Annotated in this window: 19 protein-coding genes; 18 read left to right on the forward strand and 1 reads right to left on the reverse strand. The window is 49.4% G+C overall.

The features are described from left to right. The first annotated feature begins 75 nt into the window (after positions 1 to 75). The 12 genes from nadR (at position 76) to glnS (ending at position 11,109) form a co-directional block, all read left to right on the forward strand. Positions 76 to 1,113 carry a multifunctional transcriptional regulator/nicotinamide-nucleotide adenylyltransferase/ribosylnicotinamide kinase NadR gene (gene nadR, locus MN202_RS14845; RefSeq protein ID WP_335736920.1) on the forward strand — a complete coding sequence of 346 codons (1,038 nt, stop codon included), beginning with the start codon at positions 76 to 78 and terminating at the stop codon, positions 1,111 to 1,113. 85 nt (positions 1,114 to 1,198) lie between these two features. Continuing rightward, positions 1,199 to 1,906: a thermostable hemolysin gene (locus tag MN202_RS14850; protein ID WP_335736921.1), complete on the forward strand. Its 708-nt coding sequence runs from the start codon at positions 1,199 to 1,201 to the stop codon at positions 1,904 to 1,906. After that, positions 1,906 to 3,402: an AMP-binding protein gene (locus tag MN202_RS14855; RefSeq protein WP_335736922.1), complete on the forward strand. Its 1,497-nt coding sequence runs from the start codon at positions 1,906 to 1,908 to the stop codon at positions 3,400 to 3,402. The genes MN202_RS14850 and MN202_RS14855 overlap by 1 nt, the downstream gene beginning before the upstream one ends. After that, the gene (locus MN202_RS14860) at positions 3,377 to 4,057 is read left to right on the forward strand and encodes a TenA family transcriptional regulator (protein ID WP_335736923.1); all 681 of its coding nucleotides are present in this window, start codon (positions 3,377 to 3,379) and stop codon (positions 4,055 to 4,057) included. The genes MN202_RS14855 and MN202_RS14860 overlap by 26 nt, the downstream gene beginning before the upstream one ends. Next, positions 4,054 to 4,839, forward strand: coding sequence for an SDR family oxidoreductase (locus MN202_RS14865; RefSeq protein ID WP_335736924.1), 786 nt, complete (start codon positions 4,054 to 4,056; stop codon positions 4,837 to 4,839). Before MN202_RS14860 ends, MN202_RS14865 begins: the two co-directional genes overlap by 4 nt. Before the next feature lie 46 nt (positions 4,840 to 4,885). Further along, positions 4,886 to 5,524 (forward strand): tetratricopeptide repeat protein, encoded by a 639-nt coding sequence (locus MN202_RS14870; RefSeq protein ID WP_335736925.1) that lies wholly within the window; start codon positions 4,886 to 4,888, stop codon positions 5,522 to 5,524. A gap of 24 nt (positions 5,525 to 5,548) precedes the next feature. After that, positions 5,549 to 6,208, forward strand: a complete 660-nt coding sequence (locus tag MN202_RS14875) for a response regulator (protein ID WP_335736926.1) — start codon at positions 5,549 to 5,551, stop codon at positions 6,206 to 6,208. Then, positions 6,205 to 7,515 carry an ATP-binding protein gene (locus tag MN202_RS14880; protein WP_335736927.1) on the forward strand — a complete coding sequence of 437 codons (1,311 nt, stop codon included), beginning with the start codon at positions 6,205 to 6,207 and terminating at the stop codon, positions 7,513 to 7,515. Before MN202_RS14875 ends, MN202_RS14880 begins: the two co-directional genes overlap by 4 nt. Continuing rightward, positions 7,506 to 7,901 (forward strand): cupredoxin domain-containing protein, encoded by a 396-nt coding sequence (locus tag MN202_RS14885; RefSeq protein WP_335736928.1) that lies wholly within the window; start codon positions 7,506 to 7,508, stop codon positions 7,899 to 7,901. The genes MN202_RS14880 and MN202_RS14885 overlap by 10 nt, the downstream gene beginning before the upstream one ends. Further along, positions 7,891 to 8,616: an FTR1 family protein gene (locus MN202_RS14890; protein WP_335736929.1), complete on the forward strand. Its 726-nt coding sequence runs from the start codon at positions 7,891 to 7,893 to the stop codon at positions 8,614 to 8,616. Before MN202_RS14885 ends, MN202_RS14890 begins: the two co-directional genes overlap by 11 nt. Continuing rightward, a complete protein-coding gene (locus tag MN202_RS14895) occupies positions 8,613 to 9,323 on the forward strand; it encodes a hypothetical protein (protein WP_335736930.1) in 711 nt (236 codons plus the stop codon). Before MN202_RS14890 ends, MN202_RS14895 begins: the two co-directional genes overlap by 4 nt. A gap of 118 nt (positions 9,324 to 9,441) precedes the next feature. Continuing rightward, on the forward strand, positions 9,442 to 11,109 hold the full coding sequence (gene glnS / locus MN202_RS14900; protein ID WP_335736931.1) for a glutamine--tRNA ligase: 1,668 nt from the start codon (positions 9,442 to 9,444) through the stop codon (positions 11,107 to 11,109). A 76-nt stretch (positions 11,110 to 11,185) separates the two neighbouring features. Here glnS and MN202_RS14905 read toward each other — a convergent pair whose 3' ends face one another. Beyond that, entirely contained in the window at positions 11,186 to 11,380 is a 195-nt protein-coding gene (locus tag MN202_RS14905) for a DUF3185 family protein (RefSeq protein ID WP_335736932.1), read from the reverse strand. Between the two features lie 139 nt (positions 11,381 to 11,519). Between MN202_RS14905 and MN202_RS14910 the strand changes: the two genes are divergently transcribed. The 6 genes from MN202_RS14910 to earP are packed head-to-tail and all read left to right on the forward strand — an operon-like array spanning position 11,520 to position 15,444. Continuing rightward, on the forward strand, positions 11,520 to 12,356 hold the full coding sequence (locus tag MN202_RS14910) for a type 2 periplasmic-binding domain-containing protein (protein WP_335736933.1): 837 nt from the start codon (positions 11,520 to 11,522) through the stop codon (positions 12,354 to 12,356). A 30-nt stretch (positions 12,357 to 12,386) separates the two neighbouring features. Continuing rightward, the gene (locus tag MN202_RS14915; protein WP_335736934.1) at positions 12,387 to 13,016 is read left to right on the forward strand and encodes a LysE family translocator; all 630 of its coding nucleotides are present in this window, start codon (positions 12,387 to 12,389) and stop codon (positions 13,014 to 13,016) included. 20 nt (positions 13,017 to 13,036) lie between these two features. After that, positions 13,037 to 13,363 carry a rhodanese-like domain-containing protein gene (locus MN202_RS14920; RefSeq protein ID WP_335736935.1) on the forward strand — a complete coding sequence of 109 codons (327 nt, stop codon included), beginning with the start codon at positions 13,037 to 13,039 and terminating at the stop codon, positions 13,361 to 13,363. Continuing rightward, positions 13,338 to 13,877 carry a hypothetical protein gene (locus MN202_RS14925; RefSeq protein WP_335736936.1) on the forward strand — a complete coding sequence of 180 codons (540 nt, stop codon included), beginning with the start codon at positions 13,338 to 13,340 and terminating at the stop codon, positions 13,875 to 13,877. The genes MN202_RS14920 and MN202_RS14925 overlap by 26 nt, the downstream gene beginning before the upstream one ends. After that, complete coding sequence (locus MN202_RS14930) at positions 13,877 to 14,248, forward strand: hypothetical protein (RefSeq protein ID WP_335736937.1); 372 nt, start codon at positions 13,877 to 13,879, stop codon at positions 14,246 to 14,248. The genes MN202_RS14925 and MN202_RS14930 overlap by 1 nt, the downstream gene beginning before the upstream one ends. 14 nt (positions 14,249 to 14,262) lie before the next feature. Beyond that, the gene (earP, locus tag MN202_RS14935) at positions 14,263 to 15,444 is read left to right on the forward strand and encodes an elongation factor P maturation arginine rhamnosyltransferase EarP (RefSeq protein WP_335736938.1); all 1,182 of its coding nucleotides are present in this window, start codon (positions 14,263 to 14,265) and stop codon (positions 15,442 to 15,444) included. The last annotated feature ends 7 nt before the right edge of the window (positions 15,445 to 15,451 follow it).

Raw genomic sequence — 15,451 nt, forward strand, 5'->3', positions numbered from 1 at the left:
GTCAGTCAGGCTGGCTTGGTGTTTCTGGTAAAAGACGTGTAATGTATTGCCAGCATTTTTTCGTGAGCCAGATACATGAAGACAGGGGTATTTCCGGGTAAGTTTTTACCACCACATCGCGGCCATATCACGGCTATACTGCGCGCGCATGCGCTGTGCGACAAACTCTATGTAGTGATAAGTGAGCGCACAGTAGAAGATGGTGACTTGTGCCGCCAGGCACAGCTGCCTTATATCAGCGGTGTGCTACGTCAGCGCTGGCTATCACAAGAGTTGCAGGGACTGGGCATTGAAGTGCTGCTGCAAAACGATGATGCATCACCGCCTTTTCCACAAGGCTGGGGCGAGTACGCCTGTCAGCTTAAGCAAACGGTGCCGGAGCCCTTTAGTGTGATTTTTGGCGGTGAAGAGAGCTACCGCGACGGCCACAATCAGTTTTTCCCCGGCATTGATTATCAGGTATTGGATCCGCAGCGCACGCAATGGCCGATTAGCGGCACCGAAATTCGTGAGCACCCGTATAAACATTGGGATTATATTGCCGGCGCCGCCAGGCCATTTTTTGCCCGCAAGGTGTTAATTACCGGGCCCGAGTCGTGCGGTAAAACCACCTTAACCCGTAAACTGGCCAAGGTATATTGCACCTCCTGGTCAGAAGAGTTAGGACGGGATTATCAGCATGACGTTGTCGGTGGTAACGGCGACTTGTTTGACTTAGAAGACTTCAACCGCATTACCCACCTGCAGTACGAGCAGGATGTCAAAGCGCTGCGCAGTGCCAACAAAGTTTGTTTTTTTGATACCGATGCCGTGGTTACAGCGTTTTTCAGTGATGTATTTATGGGGCAGATAGCCAGCCGGGTCGAGAGTTTTATAGATCCGGCAAAATATGATCTGGTTATAGCGCTTAAACCCACCGTGCCCTGGGTAGCTGATGGTATGCGTGAGTTAGGTACGCCAGAAGTCAGAGCGCTGAGCTTCGATAAACTGATGGCACTGTACCGGCATTATGGCTTTGCGACAGAACGTTTTGTGGTGATCGATGCAGCTGATTATTACCAGCGGCTGGAGCAATGTATCGCCAGTGTAGAGCAACTGCTTTGCGGTGGCTAAAGTGTATGCAGATTATTTTTAATTCTTAAGACTACTTTAAGGTTTCTACCACACACTGTTTATAACGGTAATTCAGGAGTCCGTTATGAACAGTACCAACCTAGCACTTACCAGCGCTGCGGTCGCATCTGACAGCCCGCAGCAAGCAACCGCAGACAGCTTGCATGCTGTGTTGCAACTTATTGATAGCCAACATCCAAACCGCCAAGCGCTGCAACACTTTATTGCCCAGGGTTTTGCCCGTCATTATCAGGCCACTGTGTCGCAGTTTATGCCTTATCTGGTGGGGGTGCAGCAGGCTGGTGCATTTCAGGCTGCACTGGGTATTCGTTTTGCACGTCAACACCGATTGTTTACTGAACAATATTTGCCGTCGGCTGCGGAAAGGGTATTGCAGCAGCACGGTATCGTTTCGTGCCGTGCTGACATTGCCGAAATTGGCCATTTGTACGCAGAAAGTGCAGTGGCATTGATGCAATTATTTGTGCTGACAGTGCAGGCATTACACCAGCTTAATATTCGGCATTTGGTTTTCGCCGCAACTGCTGATTTGCAACGCATGCTGCAACGTCATGGCCTTAAACTTAGCGTGCTTGCTAAGGCCGATCCGTCACGTCTTGGCGATAAAGCCAAAGATTGGGGCAGCTACTATTTGCAGCAGCCTCAGGTCTGTGTCTTGTCGCTGCCTCAGGCTGCAGAACGTATCCATGGCGATAACAGGTTACAACAGTTGATCTTTCGTCACTGGCCGCAGTTACACAGTCTGGTCGATACATTAAAGGAGTCCGTCTGATGCAAATATCGTTACCGCAAAGCGCCAGGCTGACCGACGCTGGCAGTGATACCAGCCTGTCTGCCGTTGAAATTGAAGCCAAAATCGCTCAGTGGCAAACGTTACTGCAAGGCTATGGCGCAACGCGCGTTGTCATAACAGCAGATAGCAGCATCAGCTGGGTATTGGCCGATTTAGCCTGCCTGAGCGCAGGACTGGTGTTAACAGCTTTACCAACCTATTTAAGTGACGCGCAGCGGCACAGTGTTATTAAGAGCTTAGAGCCTGATCTCTGGCTCAGTGACACGCCAGTGTTGGATCCGGCTTGTAGCTTGCTTGACGAATTTGACGGCTTATTACTGTATCAACGTCAGGTGCAATCGGCAGTTGTTGTGCCAGCGGGCACGCAAAAAATAACCTTTACTTCTGGTTCTACCGGCGCGCCCAAAGGCGTGTGCTTATCTTTGCATGCGCAACTGGATGTGGCATTGGGGCTGAAAGCCAGAGTAGAGCGGTTATGCGAAGGTCCTCCGCGGCATTTGTGTATGTTGCCATTGCCAACCTTGTTGGAAAGTATAGCCGGTGTCTACGCACCTTTGCTGGCCGGAGGAGAGGTGATAATCGCGCCGGACACGCTGCGAGGTTTTGCCGGTAGCAGGTTAGTTAAGCCTCAGGCTTTACTGCAACTTATTAGCACAATTCAGCCGAAAAGCCTGATTTTAGTACCAGAGCTGCTGAAATTATTACTCCAGGCAGCTGAGCAAGGCTGGGTTGCGCCGCAAAGCCTGCAGTTTATTGCCGTTGGCGGTGCTTATGTGTCGCCAGCCCTGTTGCAGCGGGCCGCTGGTGTACATCTACCGGTGTATCAGGGCTATGGATTAAGTGAATGTGCTTCTGTGGTTGCACTTTCTGACACGGCGGCAAAGATGGCCTCTGACACTGTTGGCCTGCCGTTAAGCTGTCGCAGCGTTGAAATTATCGATGGCGAACTGGTTGTTAATACTCCGTTTTTAGGCTATTTGGGCCAGGATGGTTCTGCCTCAGATAAAGTTTATACCGGCGATTTAGCTGAATTTACCAGCCAGGGTGAGCTACGTATTTTAGGCCGGCGCAAAAACCTGTTGATCAACAGTTTTGGCCGCAATATTTCACCCGAGTGGGTTGAAAGTGCTCTGACCGATAGCGGCCTGATAAGCCAGGCAATGGTGTTCGGTGACGCCGAGCCGTATTGTGCTGCATTGGTTTTTGCCCATCCAACTGTCAGTGACGCTGCTGTCGCTGCCAGTATCGCCAGTGTGAACGACAACTTGCCAGATTATGCCCGCATTGTGCGTTATCAGCGGCTGGAACAGGCCTTTTCCACCACAGATGGCACCCTTACCGATAATGGCCGGCTGCGCCGCGAGAGTATTAATCAAAAGTATGCTGCTGACATTATTTCGCTATTTGCGAATCAGTTATCTGCAGACGTCCCTGTAACAGGAGAACAGTATGACCTTTTATCCCACATTGCTTGAAACGACCACTGAAGCCCGGCAATACCTGTTAAGCGCACCCATGATTAAACGGTGTTTTGACGGCGATTTTACACTTGATCACTACGTGGCATTTTTACAACAGGCTTATCACCATGTAAAACACACAGTACCGCTGTTAATGGCGGTAGGCGCACGCTTAACCGAAGACAAGGAATGGCTGCGCGAAGCGGTAGCTGAATATATCGAAGAGGAACTGGGCCATCAGGAATGGATCCTTAATGATATTGCCGCCTGTGGTTACGATAAAGAACAGGCGCGCAAAAGTACGCCGGCTTTTGCCACAGAAATGATGGTGGCCTACGCGTATGATGCGATAAATCGAACTAACCCGCTGGCGTTCTTTGGTATGGTGCTGGTGCTTGAAGGCACTTCAATAAATCTGGCTGAACAGGCCGCCAGTCAAATTGCCACTAAACTTAACCTGCCGCGTAAAGCCTTTACTTATCTTAATTCGCATGGCGCGTTAGATCAGGAACATATTAAATTCTATGAAAACCTGATGAACCAAATTACCGATCCACAGGAACAAGCCGTTGTTATTCATGCAGCAAACCGGTTCTATCGCTTGTATGGTGATATTTTCCGCTCGCTGGAACAACCGCATGGTTTACGTACTGTGGAGCAGGCAGCATGAGTTCGCTAAAAAATAAGCGGGTGTTGCTAACCGGTGCCACCGGCGGCATTGGTCGCGCTGTGCTTAACGAGTTATTACAGGCTGGGGCTGAAGTGCTCATTAGTGGTCGTGATGCCAAAGCTCTGGCGCAACTTGCAGACACTGCGCCAGGCAGTATACGCACCTTTGCTGCTGACTTAACTGATGAGGTTGCCCGTCAGGAACTGTATCAATACTGCGCTGCGTCTGGCGGAATAGATGTACTTATCAACAATGCCGGCATAAGCCAATTCGCCGCTCACGAGCAGCAGGATTATGCCAGGCTCATCCAAACTAATTTACTGGCTCCTATGCAGCTAACACAATTGCTATTGCCACTTATTAAAATGCGTCATGGCAGTATTTTAATGGTGGGATCGACGTTTGGCAGTATCGGCTATGCCGGCTTTACCGGTTACTGTGCCAGTAAGTTTGGCTTACGCGGTTTTACCGAGGCGCTTAGACGTGAACTGAACGATAGTGGCGTAAGCGTGCTTTACATGGCACCCCGAGCCACCAGGACAGCCATTAATTCCGCTGCAGTTGATGCGCTAAATCAAGCGCTGGGACAAGGTGTCGACAGTCCGGCACAGGTAGCCGCAGCTATGATCAGGCAACTGGAGCGTAAGACAGTGCGCTGTTATCTGGGCACAGCCGAAAAGGTATTTATACGCTTAAACGCGCTGTTTCCAGGCTTAGTAGACAATGCGCTTGCCGCCAAGCTGAAACAAATTAAACAGTTTTTTACTGCGGCAAAAGCATAACGGCACAGTAATAGACGTTAACTAAAGATAAAATTGGAGCAATCCCATGAAAGCGTTAAAAATTATAGTGTTACCATTACTGTTGTTGCAGGGTATCGCCAGCGCTGATGTGCTGACGGATATAAAACCTCTGCAGCAACGCTGGGCAGAGATTAATTATCAACTGGATGAAGATAAGCGTGAGCAAGCCTTTGCTGAGTTATTAAAGCAGGCTGATGCAGTGGTAAGCAACAATGCAGATAAAGCAGAGGCTTTTATATGGCGGGGCATTATTGCCTCAAGTTATGCCGGCGCTAAAGGTGGTCTGGGGGCTCTGTCGCTGACAAAACAGTCCAAAGCCGATTTAGAGCAGGCACTGAGTATAGCGCCGCAGGCTCTGCAAGGCTCGGCATACACCAGCCTGGGCGTGCTGTATTACAAGGTGCCCGGCTGGCCAGTTGGTTTTGGCAGTGATAAAAAGGCCCGACAATTGCTTACTAAGGCGTTGGAAGTAAACCCGCAAGGTATTGATCCAAATTATTTTTACGCGGAATTTTTAACAGAAGAACGCGACTATAAAAGCGCAATGCGCTATCTTCAATTAGCTAAACAGGCACCGGCAAGGCCAGACAGGCCGTTGGCTGATGAAGGGCGCAAGCAGGAAATTGCCGCGCTTGAACAAAAACTGCAAAAGAAAATGAAATAGTTGTTGATGTCCAGGTGAGGTGATATGCGGTTATTGCTGGTTGAAGACGATGTAGCACTGCGTGAAGGCCTGCAGCAGGCCTTAACGATACAGGGCTTCGCCGTTAATGCCGTTGCAACTGGCGGTCAGGCACTGGCTGTAGCCCGTAGCGGTGATTGTGACTGTGTGATCCTGGATTTAGGTTTGCCGGATATCGACGGTTTAACTGTACTTAAACAGCTCAGGCAAAAATGGACCAGGTTACCGGTGCTTATTTTAACTGCCCGCGATGGTTTGGACGACCGGATCAGTGGCTTGGATTTAGGCGCCGATGACTACCTGGTAAAGCCCTTTGCCGCGGCGGAGCTGTTCGCCCGCTTGCGGGTGATTGAACGGCGTTTAGGCACAGCGGCAACCCATTTAGTGTCTATTGCCGATGTGGAGTTAGATACCAGCGCTATGCAATTGAATATTAATGGTCATGTGACAGGTTTATCCCGGCGTGAATATGTACTGCTTAAAGAGTTAATGGAGTCAGCAGGTCGTATTAAAACCCGTGAGCAGTTGGAAGCCAGTTTGTATAGCTGGGGGGAAGAGGTTGCCAGTAATGCACTGGAGGTACATATTTCTAACTTACGGAAAAAACTACCCGCCGATTTTATCCGCACTGTGCGTGGCGTGGGCTACAGTATCGCCAGACCATGACATCCGTTCGCCGCTACCTTATTTCTGTGTTGATCGCGCTGTTGGTATTAACCAGCTTTCTGGCAGCATTGCAAAGTTACCGCCTCAGTGCTGCGCGCGCCAGTGCGCTATTTGATCAGGATCTACAGTTGGTTGCGGCCAGTATTTTGCAACATTATCAAACCAGCAACACTGAACCAGAGCAGGGTCTGGCTGTGCAGCTGATCAAAAATAACCAGTTGGTGTTTAAAAATGGCTTAGCACCGGCTACAGCATTGGTTGCGCCTGTTGGTTTTTCTGAACAGAATTTTCTTGGTAAGCGCTGGCGGGTATATATCGGCCAAAGTGGCACAGAATGGCAGATCATGGTGGCGCAGCCACTGCAACAACGTCTGCAGCTGGCCGATGAAGTGATTACTGCCTCTTTGTATCCTGTAGTGTTTAGCTTACCGCTGCAGGCTATACTGATTTGGTTGGTGGTAAGCCGGGCATTAAAACCCCTGCAATTGTTGTCCGCCGAGCTTACGTCGCGTAAAGCCAGTGAGCTGACACCGGTCACCTTAAATCAGGTACCACAGGAGCTGCAACCAGTGATACAGGCTACAAACAGGCTGTTTGAGCGGTTGTCGGCGGCTTTTACCCGTGAAAAACGCTTTGCCTCAGATGTGGCGCATGAATTACGCACGCCGTTAAGTGTATTGCAAATTACACTACATAACGCCATAACACATGCCCGCCAGCAGGGCATACCGCAAGATGATGCTGCAATGCAGGCTTTACAGGATGGTGTTGAGCGTATGCGTCAGCTAATTGAACAAATTATGCTGCTTAACCGCACCCATCCGGATAATTTTCAGGCTAATACTAAACCGCTGGATTGGGCTGCGCTCTGTCGGGCTGTCGTCGCAGAGCATTACAGCCAGATAGAAGCGCGTCAGCAGCAAATCAGTATTGAGGGGCTGGAGCATCTTGCAGTGAAAGCTGATGAATTCGCGTTACGATTGCTGGTGGCTAATTTGCTGGGTAATGCTATTAAATACACGCCACTAGGAGGGCAAATAAAACTGACACTTAGCACAACGGCAACCAACGCCGTGCTGGACGTGGCTGACTCAGGCCCTGGTATTGCGCCGGAAGAGTATCCTCATGTTTTTAACCGGTTTTACCGTGTTGGCGGCGACAGGCATCAGTCTGCAACGCCGGGCTCAGGTTTGGGGCTGGCTATTGTCAAAGAGTTGGTGCAGCTGCATGGTGGCAGTATCAGTCTTGGCCGCTCCGAATTTAGCAGCGGGCTTAAGGTTAGCGTGGAGCTGCCATTATGCGTGTAAGCCGACAGTATCTTTGGCTTTTGCTGCTCGGGAGCTTTGCACTAAGTGCGCGGCAGGAATTTAGCCTTAAGCTAAAAGATCATTTGTTTAGCCCGGCCAGGTTAACAGTACCCGCCGGAGAAAAAATAAAAATCCGTCTGATTAATCAGGACGACACGCCTGAGGAATTTGAAAGTTTTAGCTTAAACCGGGAAAAAGTGGTTTTGGGGCAGTCACAAGCGGTTATTTATCTTGGGCCGCTGCAGCCGGGCGAGTATCCGTTTTTTGGAGACTTTCACCCTGACAGTGCTAAAGGTGTGCTGATAGCACTGGCCGATGCTCAATGGCGGGCGTACCAACAACAGCAAACAGAAAACAACGAGACGGAGACACCGCATGTTGATTAATACGGTGCTGGTGTTTACCCGTGATTTATTGCCGCTGTTTATTCTGCTGCCGGTGTTACTGCAGTTGACCCTAACCGAAAAACGTTGGCTACTGATCAGGACAGGGTTAATTGCGACAGCGGGAATGTTGCTGATTACGCCAGCTCTGGCGGCTATTACCCGTTTAGCCGATGGCAACGGCCTTGAACTGTTCTTTATTCTGTTGTTGACCCTTTTGTTACTGTGTTTGTCGTTACTGAGCATCACCTGGCGCTATCGTACTGCAACGATGATGCTGGCACTGGCACTGCAAACAATTATTTGCGCTATCAATCTGGTGTTGTTCAGCCTGACCAGTGTCGGCGTTGCTGGAGCAACAGAAAGCCTGTGGCTTGGCGCTGTGTTGGGGCTGGGTATTTGCAGCAGTATTGCGGTATTGACCTATCAGGTACTGGCGGAGCTTAAACGATTTTCCAGTTGGTGCCTGGGCATAATGCTGGCATTGATCGCCGCCAGACAAAGTAGCGAGGCAATTGGCTTATTGGCACAAATTGATGTGATACCACAGCAGACAACGTTGTGGGACAGCAGTAATTTGTTGGCAGAGCAGTCTGAGCTTGGTGTGTTTTTTCATGCCTGGTTTGGCTATGAAGCCACACCGGATGCTATTCAATTATTATCCTGGGCCGGTACTTTTATTCTGATGCTACTGATGTGGCAGAGGCAAATGAGATGAGATCTTTATTCTGGCTGGCTGGCATCGTGCTGCTGGCGCTGAGTTTTACCGCACTTGCTGATGGGCGTGTTGTAGATAAGGTGTATCACCCTTATGTCGGCGCCTTAGAGCGTGATGTTGAATACCGCTCCTTGTATCAGCGCCAATCGCAGCATCCGGATAACAATTCATTGGCACAAAAACTCGGTTATGGCTTTGCCGTGTCTGAACGGGCTGCGCTGGCCTTTTACCTGCTGGCCGAGCGGGTGATGCCGGACGATTATACGGTGGCAAGTTATGAAGTTGAACTGCGCTATATGCTAACCGAGCAGGGACAGTATAACTGGGACTGGGGCTTGTTGTTTGAATATGAACATCAGCAACAAACAAACACCAATGAGATTACGACTGGCTTGTTAATGGAAAAAGAATTTACCCACACCAGTCTGACAATCAATACCTTATTGGTTTATGAATGGGGGGCGAGCATTAAAAACGAGTTGGAAACCGAGTTTCGTCTGCAATATCGCTACCGCTATTTACCGGCACTGCAACCGTCGATAGAAATATACTCCGGCGAGAATTACAAAGGAGCGGGCCCGGGCTTTATGGGCGTACATAAATTTAGCCCGACCCGGCAATTAAAGTGGGAAGCCGCTATGGTATTTGCGCTGGATAATGACACTATCGACCGTACACTGCGTTTTGCTATTTCTTACCAGTTTTAACGCCAGTTTCGCTGGAAATTCTACGCAAATGCCTGCGCTTGCCAGTAGTCAGCGCGGTTTCTGCTGCTATAATGCCGCATCTTAACTAAGTTTCAACGAGCAAAGGACAACATATTTTATGGCGGACGTTGAACATCGCCCAACCAATTTTATCCGGCAAATTATTGATACCGATTTAGCATCCGGCAAACATAACGCGGTGCAAACCCGTTTTCCGCCCGAGCCAAACGGTTATCTGCATATTGGCCATGCTAAATCTATCTGTTTGAATTTTGGTATTGCAAAGGATTATCAGGGCCAATGCAATCTGCGCTTTGATGACACTAACCCGGAAAAAGAAAACGTCGAGTTTGTAAACTCAATTCAGCACGACGTCAATTGGCTGGGGTTTCAGTGGAGTGGTGACGTACGGTATTCGTCTGACTACTTTGATGCGCTGTATGGCTATGCGGTAGAGCTGATCAATAAAGGCCTGGCTTATGTTTGTTTTTTAAACGGCGAGCAAATGCGCGAATACCGCGGCAATTTAACCCAGCCAGGTAAGCACAGTCCTACCCGCGATACCAGTGTGGCAGAAAACCTGGCGCTATTTGAAAAAATGCGCGCCGGTGGCTTTAAAGAGGGCGAATGTTCGCTGCGTGCCAAAATTGATATGGCGTCCAGCTTTATGTGCATGCGTGATCCGGTGATATACCGGGTAAAGTTTGCCCATCACCATCAAACCGGCGATAAATGGTGCATCTATCCGATGTACGATTTTACCCACTGTATTTCCGATGCGCTTGAAGGCATTACGCACTCTTTGTGTACGCTGGAGTTTCAGGACAACCGTCGCTTATACGACTGGATCCTGGACAACATTACTATCGCCTGTCACCCGCAACAGATTGAGTTTTCCCGCTTAAATCTGGAATATGCGGTAATGAGCAAGCGTAAGCTGCAAACTCTGGTAGAACAAAACCTGGTGTCCGGTTGGGACGACCCGCGTATGCCCACCATTGCTGGCTTGCGTCGTCGTGGTTATACCCCGGCTGCTATTCGTGAGTTTGCCAAACGCATTGGTGTGACCAAGCAAGACAATGTGATTGAAATGAGTGCGCTGGAAGCGTGTATCCGCGAGGATTTAGATGCAGTAGCGCCGCGTGCTATGGCCGTGTTAGATCCGCTTAAAGTCACCATTACTAACTATCCGGCTGATGGTCTTGAATGGCTGGATGCGCCTAATCATCCGAAAGACGAAAACATGGGCAGCCGTAAACTGCCGTTTGGCGCTGTGGTGTATATCGACCGTGCCGATTTTCGTGAAGAAGCGAATAAAAAGTATAAACGCCTGGTATTAAACGGTGACGTACGTCTACGTAATGCCTATGTTATTCATGCCGACGAGGTGGTAAAAGACGCTGATGGCAATATTGTTGAGCTAAAATGCAGTTATTTACCCGAGACACTGGGCGAAAACCCGGCTGATGGCCGTAAAGTACGCGGTGTAATTCATTGGGTTGAAGCGGCTAATGCCTTGCCAGCAGAGTTCCGTGTTTATGACCGTTTGTTTAGCGTAGCCAACCCGGCAGCCGAAGAGGATTTTCTGACGGTAGTAAACCCGCAATCGCTGGTTGTTAAGCATGGTCTGGTTGAGCCATCGTTAAAAGACGCTAAACCTGAACAAGCGTATCAGTTTGAACGCGAAGGGTATTACTGCGCGGATAACCGTGATGCAACAGCAGATAAATTGGTATTTAACCGCACTGTAGGTTTACGCGACAGCTGGGGCAAGGAAGAAGAATAAACCCCGCTTTAGCTGTAATTAACCAAGGCCGCATTGCGGCCTTGGTTGTTTATTCTGCCGGGTAAAAATAACGGCATTACTTTTTTAACACCAGTCCCAGGCCTACTATCACAGCAATGGCACCACCGACTAAAAACCAGATTGCATTGTCTGTAGGGTTGCCGGTAACCAGCTCGGTTACTTGTGAAGCATGAGAGTTATATTCGGTGTAACCAAAATACAGCAATATGGCGCCAGCCACTAAGGCTGCAAGTCCTAAGATTTTATTCATAGTCAGTTCTCATTTTTGTTGTTTCGCGCTGAAGCAGCATTTTTATAAGGCAATTATCAGCTTTTAGATGATTATTTTTTCTCATCCTTAACGATACTCGCTACTACAACATGGCACAGTTATCACAAGTTGAACAGCTATGCGATTAATTATACTCAGCTTGCTTTGTCTGATATTGCCTGTGCAGGCTACTGAGCTGGTGCGTTACCCGGCAGTGGCGCATGTTGAAGATCCCCGTTCAGTTTATCCCCTGGCGTTGCTGGAGATGGCGTTAGCACGCTCTGAACGGCAGTATCTTTTACAAAGCAGCGAGCAACCGATGTCAAAATCACGCAGTATGGTGTTTTTAAAAGAGAATGCCGAAGTTGATGTGTTGTGGACTATGACATCGGTAGAGCGGGAATTAGATTTAAGACCTATTCGGATCCCTATCTTTAAAGGTCTGAGCGGCTACCGTATTTTGCTTATCAATGCAGCGCAGCAGGCAAACTTCAGCAGCACTGCAGCCGTCGACAGCATCAAACGCCTGGTGTATGCCCAGGGACATGACTGGGTAGATAGCAAAATTCTGCAGTTAAACGGTTTTAAAGTGGTTGGCGCGGCCCATTATGACAATTTGTTTCTACTGTTGGAGAAAAGCAGAGTTGATGCGGTGCCCCGCAACGCCCTCGAGATAGCCGACGAAGCCATTATGCTGTCACCGCGCAACATTGTGATAGAGCAAAACTGGCTATTGTATTATCCAACCGCCAGCTACTTTTTTGTTAATCCAGCCAATGAGCAACTGGCGCAGGACATTGAAAACGGCTTGCTGCAAATGATAAACGACGGCAGCTTTGATCGCTTATTTCAGCAGTTTTTTGCCAGCCATTTGTCAGAGCTAAAATTACCGCAACGCCGGCTAATCGAGTTAAAAAACCCGTTATTACCGGCACATACACCTATTAAGGACCGCCGACTCTGGTATTATCCTTAGCACCTATCCAGTTTTTAGTGCAGAGTTTAGATGGAATTGTTCTTAGCCGTATTGTTTTTTGCTTTTTCTACCACTATTACGCCCGGGCCGAATAATGTGATGATCATGTCATCCGGCGTAAACTATGGTGTTAAAGCCAGTATGCCGCACTGGCTCGGCATTTGTTTTGGTTTTCCGCTGATGGTATTGCTGGTGGGGCTAGGGTTTGGCGTGGTTTTTGAACGTTTTCCGCATTTGCATCAGCTAATTAAAGTGTTGGGTGTGGCCTACCTAATTTGGTTAGCCTGGCATATCGCCAGTGCCGAGCCCAAAGCGATAGAGCAGGGCAAGTCTAAACCCTTTAGTTTTATGCAAGCGGCATTATTTCAGTGGGTTAACGGCAAAGCCTGGGTAATGGCAAGCGGCGCTGTCGCTGCCTTTACCAGTGTAGGTGGTGTGTACTGGCTGGAAGTCAGCGTGATTAGCGCTGCTTTTTTACTGGTGGCCTTTCCCTGTGTTGGCCTGTGGTTGGTATTTGGGGCAGCGCTGCGCAAAGTGTTAACTAAAGCGCTGTTTCAGCGTATTTTTAATATTTGTATGGCGCTTATTTTAGTGATATCTGTAATCCCGGTTATGATCGAGATTTGGTACTATTATTTTACGCCGGCCGCAGGCGGCTAAAACAACAGGAGTTGGCGAGCATGAGGCTAATCATTTTATCTTTGCTGCTACTTTGCAGCTGCGCCGCGACAAAACCGCAAACTATCTGGTTGGATGTGCGCAGTGCTGAAGAATTTGCCGCTGGCCATTTGAGCGGCGCCATTAATATTCCGCACACTGAAATTGCACAGCGGATAAACGAGCTAAAGCTAGCCAAAGACGCTGATATAGCGCTGTATTGCAAAAGTGGCCGCCGGGCCGGCATAGCAATGGAAACACTGCAGCAACTGGGCTACACCAAACTTAGCAATCACGGTGGTTATGACACACTAAAGCAAAAGCATGTTGCAGCAGATGAACGGCAATGAAGAAAAAATAAGGCTGGAGCACGAAGCGGCCCGTTTGTTTATGCGGTTATACGAGCAGCGCTTTGGTATCACTATGCGTCATATCTGGCACAACGAGCCAGCCAGGCCTGATGTGTCCTGTTATTATGACGAGCAAAAACTGGATCTGGAAATTGCGCACTTGTATGGCAGCGAAGTTGAAGCGATGCATATACTGGGGCGTGAGCTTAGCCACAATACCCACAAAGAGCTGCTGGCGCTGCTTCGTACGCCATCAGAGCACAGGTTACTTACCGCACTAAACCGGCTAATTAGTAATAAAGCGGAAAAGAGCTATCAAACGGAGCGTGTCTGGCTGGTGATCCGTAACGCTAACCCGTTGTGGACCCGGCGCGATATTCTGCAGCATTACCGTCAATTGCATATGCCAAAGCAGCATCCGTTTGAACAAATCTGGCTGATTGGTGATCTGCAGGGGCAAAGCGGGATCCTGGCATTATACCCAAGCGCATTAACGGCACTGGAGCACGGCTGATGTTGGCATTTTATCAGCGCTGGGCCTGCCGGCTTAAACCTTTACGCAGCGTATTGTTGCTGTGTGCTGGCGCCGCGCTGGGCGTATTCGTCTGGTTGTTATTTGCCGCCGACGCAGCGCTGAGCGCGCGCTGGCAGCTTAGCAGTGTAGTGTTCGCTATCAGCTGTGCTGTACTGTGGCTGTGGGCCACCTTGTTTTGCCGCCAGCTGGCTGCCTGTCCGCCAGACGCGTCACTGTGGCAGCGGTTAAAATACCGTTTGTTATTGGCCGCTTACTATCTGCTGGCAATGTTATTTAGCCTGATACTGATAACCACTCTCTATCTTGGCCTGCGCGCCGTTAAGGGTATAATAGCGGCCGCATTTTTCTGACAGGCACGCCTACCTTGACAACTTTGGCCTCTACACCTCTTTTGCGCTGGGATATCTTTTGCGCGGTTATCGATAACTTTGGCGACATTGGCATTTGTTGGCGCTTAAGCCGGCAATTAGCCACTGAGCATGGTATTAATGTGCGGCTCTGGGTCGATGACTTAGCCAGCTTTAAAAAAATCTGTGCGCTGGTCGATACGGCTAAAACAGAGCAGCAGCTTAATAATGTCATTATCCGACAGTGGCCAGCTGATACAGACTGGGCGGCAGAGCAGGTGGCTGACGTGGTAATAGAAGCGCTGGCCTGCACCATACCTCTGGCGTATCAACAGGCGATGGCACAACAGCCAAGCCAGCCGCTGTGGCTAAATCTGGAATACCTGTCAGCTGAGGCGTGGATTGAAGGCTGCCATGCTTTGCCATCACCACAACCGCATTTGCCACTGAATAAATACTTTTTTTTCCCTGGCTTTACCGCTGCCAGCGGCGGCTTACTGCAAGAAGCCAGCTTGCAGCAGCAGGCGGGTGAATTCATTGCCGACAACACGGCACAGCAGGCATTCTGGACAGCGCTGGGCGTTACAGACAGTACCGGCTACCGGCAGAAAATTTCACTGTTTGCCTATGACCATCCACAATTGGACACCTTGTTAGCCAGTTGGCAAGCTGGCGCAGAGCCGGTGTTATGCCTGGTGCCCGAGGGCGTGCTGGCTCAGCAGCTTACCGGGTTGTATCCGGCACTTGGCGATAATAACACCATTACGCTGGGCGCACTTACTATCACCATACTGCCATTTATGGCGCAGGATAATTACGACAAGCTGTTGTGGGCTTGTGATATCAACTTTGTCCGCGGTGAAGATTCGGTTATCCGTGCGCACTGGGCGGCAAAACCCTTTATCTGGCAAATATACCGCCAGAGTGAACACACCCATCTGGATAAACTTAATGCCTTTATGCAGCGTTACTGTGCACAAATGAGCGCTGAGATGGCGCAGGCGGTGCAACAATATTGGTTAGCCTGGAATACCGACACACCACTTGCTGAAAGCTGGCAGAAATTTAGTGCATTATTGCCGCAAATCGCCGACTATAACCAGCAATGGCGCGCGGAGTTAACGGCAAACGGAGATCTTGCCAGCAACCTCGTGCACTTTGTTGAAAAAAAATTTATAATGCGACGCAATTTTTCCTAACGAGAAG

The sequence above is a fragment of the Rheinheimera muenzenbergensis genome, assembly GCF_036984005.1.
Taxonomy (GTDB): domain Bacteria; phylum Pseudomonadota; class Gammaproteobacteria; order Enterobacterales; family Alteromonadaceae; genus Alishewanella; species Alishewanella muenzenbergensis.

Excerpts from the sequence above, each read along its gene's own strand:
- MN202_RS14870 (WP_335736925.1), top strand. The coding sequence starts at position 4,886 with ATGAAAGCGTTAAAAATTATAGTGTTACCATTACTGTTGTTGCAGGGT.
- MN202_RS14865 (WP_335736924.1), top strand. The coding sequence starts at position 4,054 with ATGAGTTCGCTAAAAAATAAGCGGGTGTTGCTAACCGGTGCCACCGGC.
- MN202_RS14875 (WP_335736926.1), top strand. The coding sequence starts at position 5,549 with ATGCGGTTATTGCTGGTTGAAGACGATGTAGCACTGCGTGAAGGCCTG.
- MN202_RS14920 (WP_335736935.1), top strand. The coding sequence starts at position 13,037 with ATGAGGCTAATCATTTTATCTTTGCTGCTACTTTGCAGCTGCGCCGCG.
- MN202_RS14880 (WP_335736927.1), top strand. The coding sequence starts at position 6,205 with ATGACATCCGTTCGCCGCTACCTTATTTCTGTGTTGATCGCGCTGTTG.
- MN202_RS14910 (WP_335736933.1), top strand. The coding sequence starts at position 11,520 with ATGCGATTAATTATACTCAGCTTGCTTTGTCTGATATTGCCTGTGCAG.
- MN202_RS14860 (WP_335736923.1), top strand. The coding sequence starts at position 3,377 with ATGACCTTTTATCCCACATTGCTTGAAACGACCACTGAAGCCCGGCAA.
- MN202_RS14850 (WP_335736921.1), top strand. The coding sequence starts at position 1,199 with ATGAACAGTACCAACCTAGCACTTACCAGCGCTGCGGTCGCATCTGAC.
- MN202_RS14890 (WP_335736929.1), top strand. The coding sequence starts at position 7,891 with ATGTTGATTAATACGGTGCTGGTGTTTACCCGTGATTTATTGCCGCTG.
- MN202_RS14885 (WP_335736928.1), top strand. The coding sequence starts at position 7,506 with ATGCGTGTAAGCCGACAGTATCTTTGGCTTTTGCTGCTCGGGAGCTTT.
- MN202_RS14925 (WP_335736936.1), top strand. The coding sequence starts at position 13,338 with ATGTTGCAGCAGATGAACGGCAATGAAGAAAAAATAAGGCTGGAGCAC.
- MN202_RS14905 (WP_335736932.1), bottom strand. The coding sequence starts at position 11,380 with ATGAATAAAATCTTAGGACTTGCAGCCTTAGTGGCTGGCGCCATATTG.
- MN202_RS14915 (WP_335736934.1), top strand. The coding sequence starts at position 12,387 with ATGGAATTGTTCTTAGCCGTATTGTTTTTTGCTTTTTCTACCACTATT.
- glnS (WP_335736931.1), top strand. The coding sequence starts at position 9,442 with ATGGCGGACGTTGAACATCGCCCAACCAATTTTATCCGGCAAATTATT.
- MN202_RS14855 (WP_335736922.1), top strand. The coding sequence starts at position 1,906 with ATGCAAATATCGTTACCGCAAAGCGCCAGGCTGACCGACGCTGGCAGT.
- MN202_RS14895 (WP_335736930.1), top strand. The coding sequence starts at position 8,613 with ATGAGATCTTTATTCTGGCTGGCTGGCATCGTGCTGCTGGCGCTGAGT.
- nadR (WP_335736920.1), top strand. The coding sequence starts at position 76 with ATGAAGACAGGGGTATTTCCGGGTAAGTTTTTACCACCACATCGCGGC.
- MN202_RS14930 (WP_335736937.1), top strand. The coding sequence starts at position 13,877 with ATGTTGGCATTTTATCAGCGCTGGGCCTGCCGGCTTAAACCTTTACGC.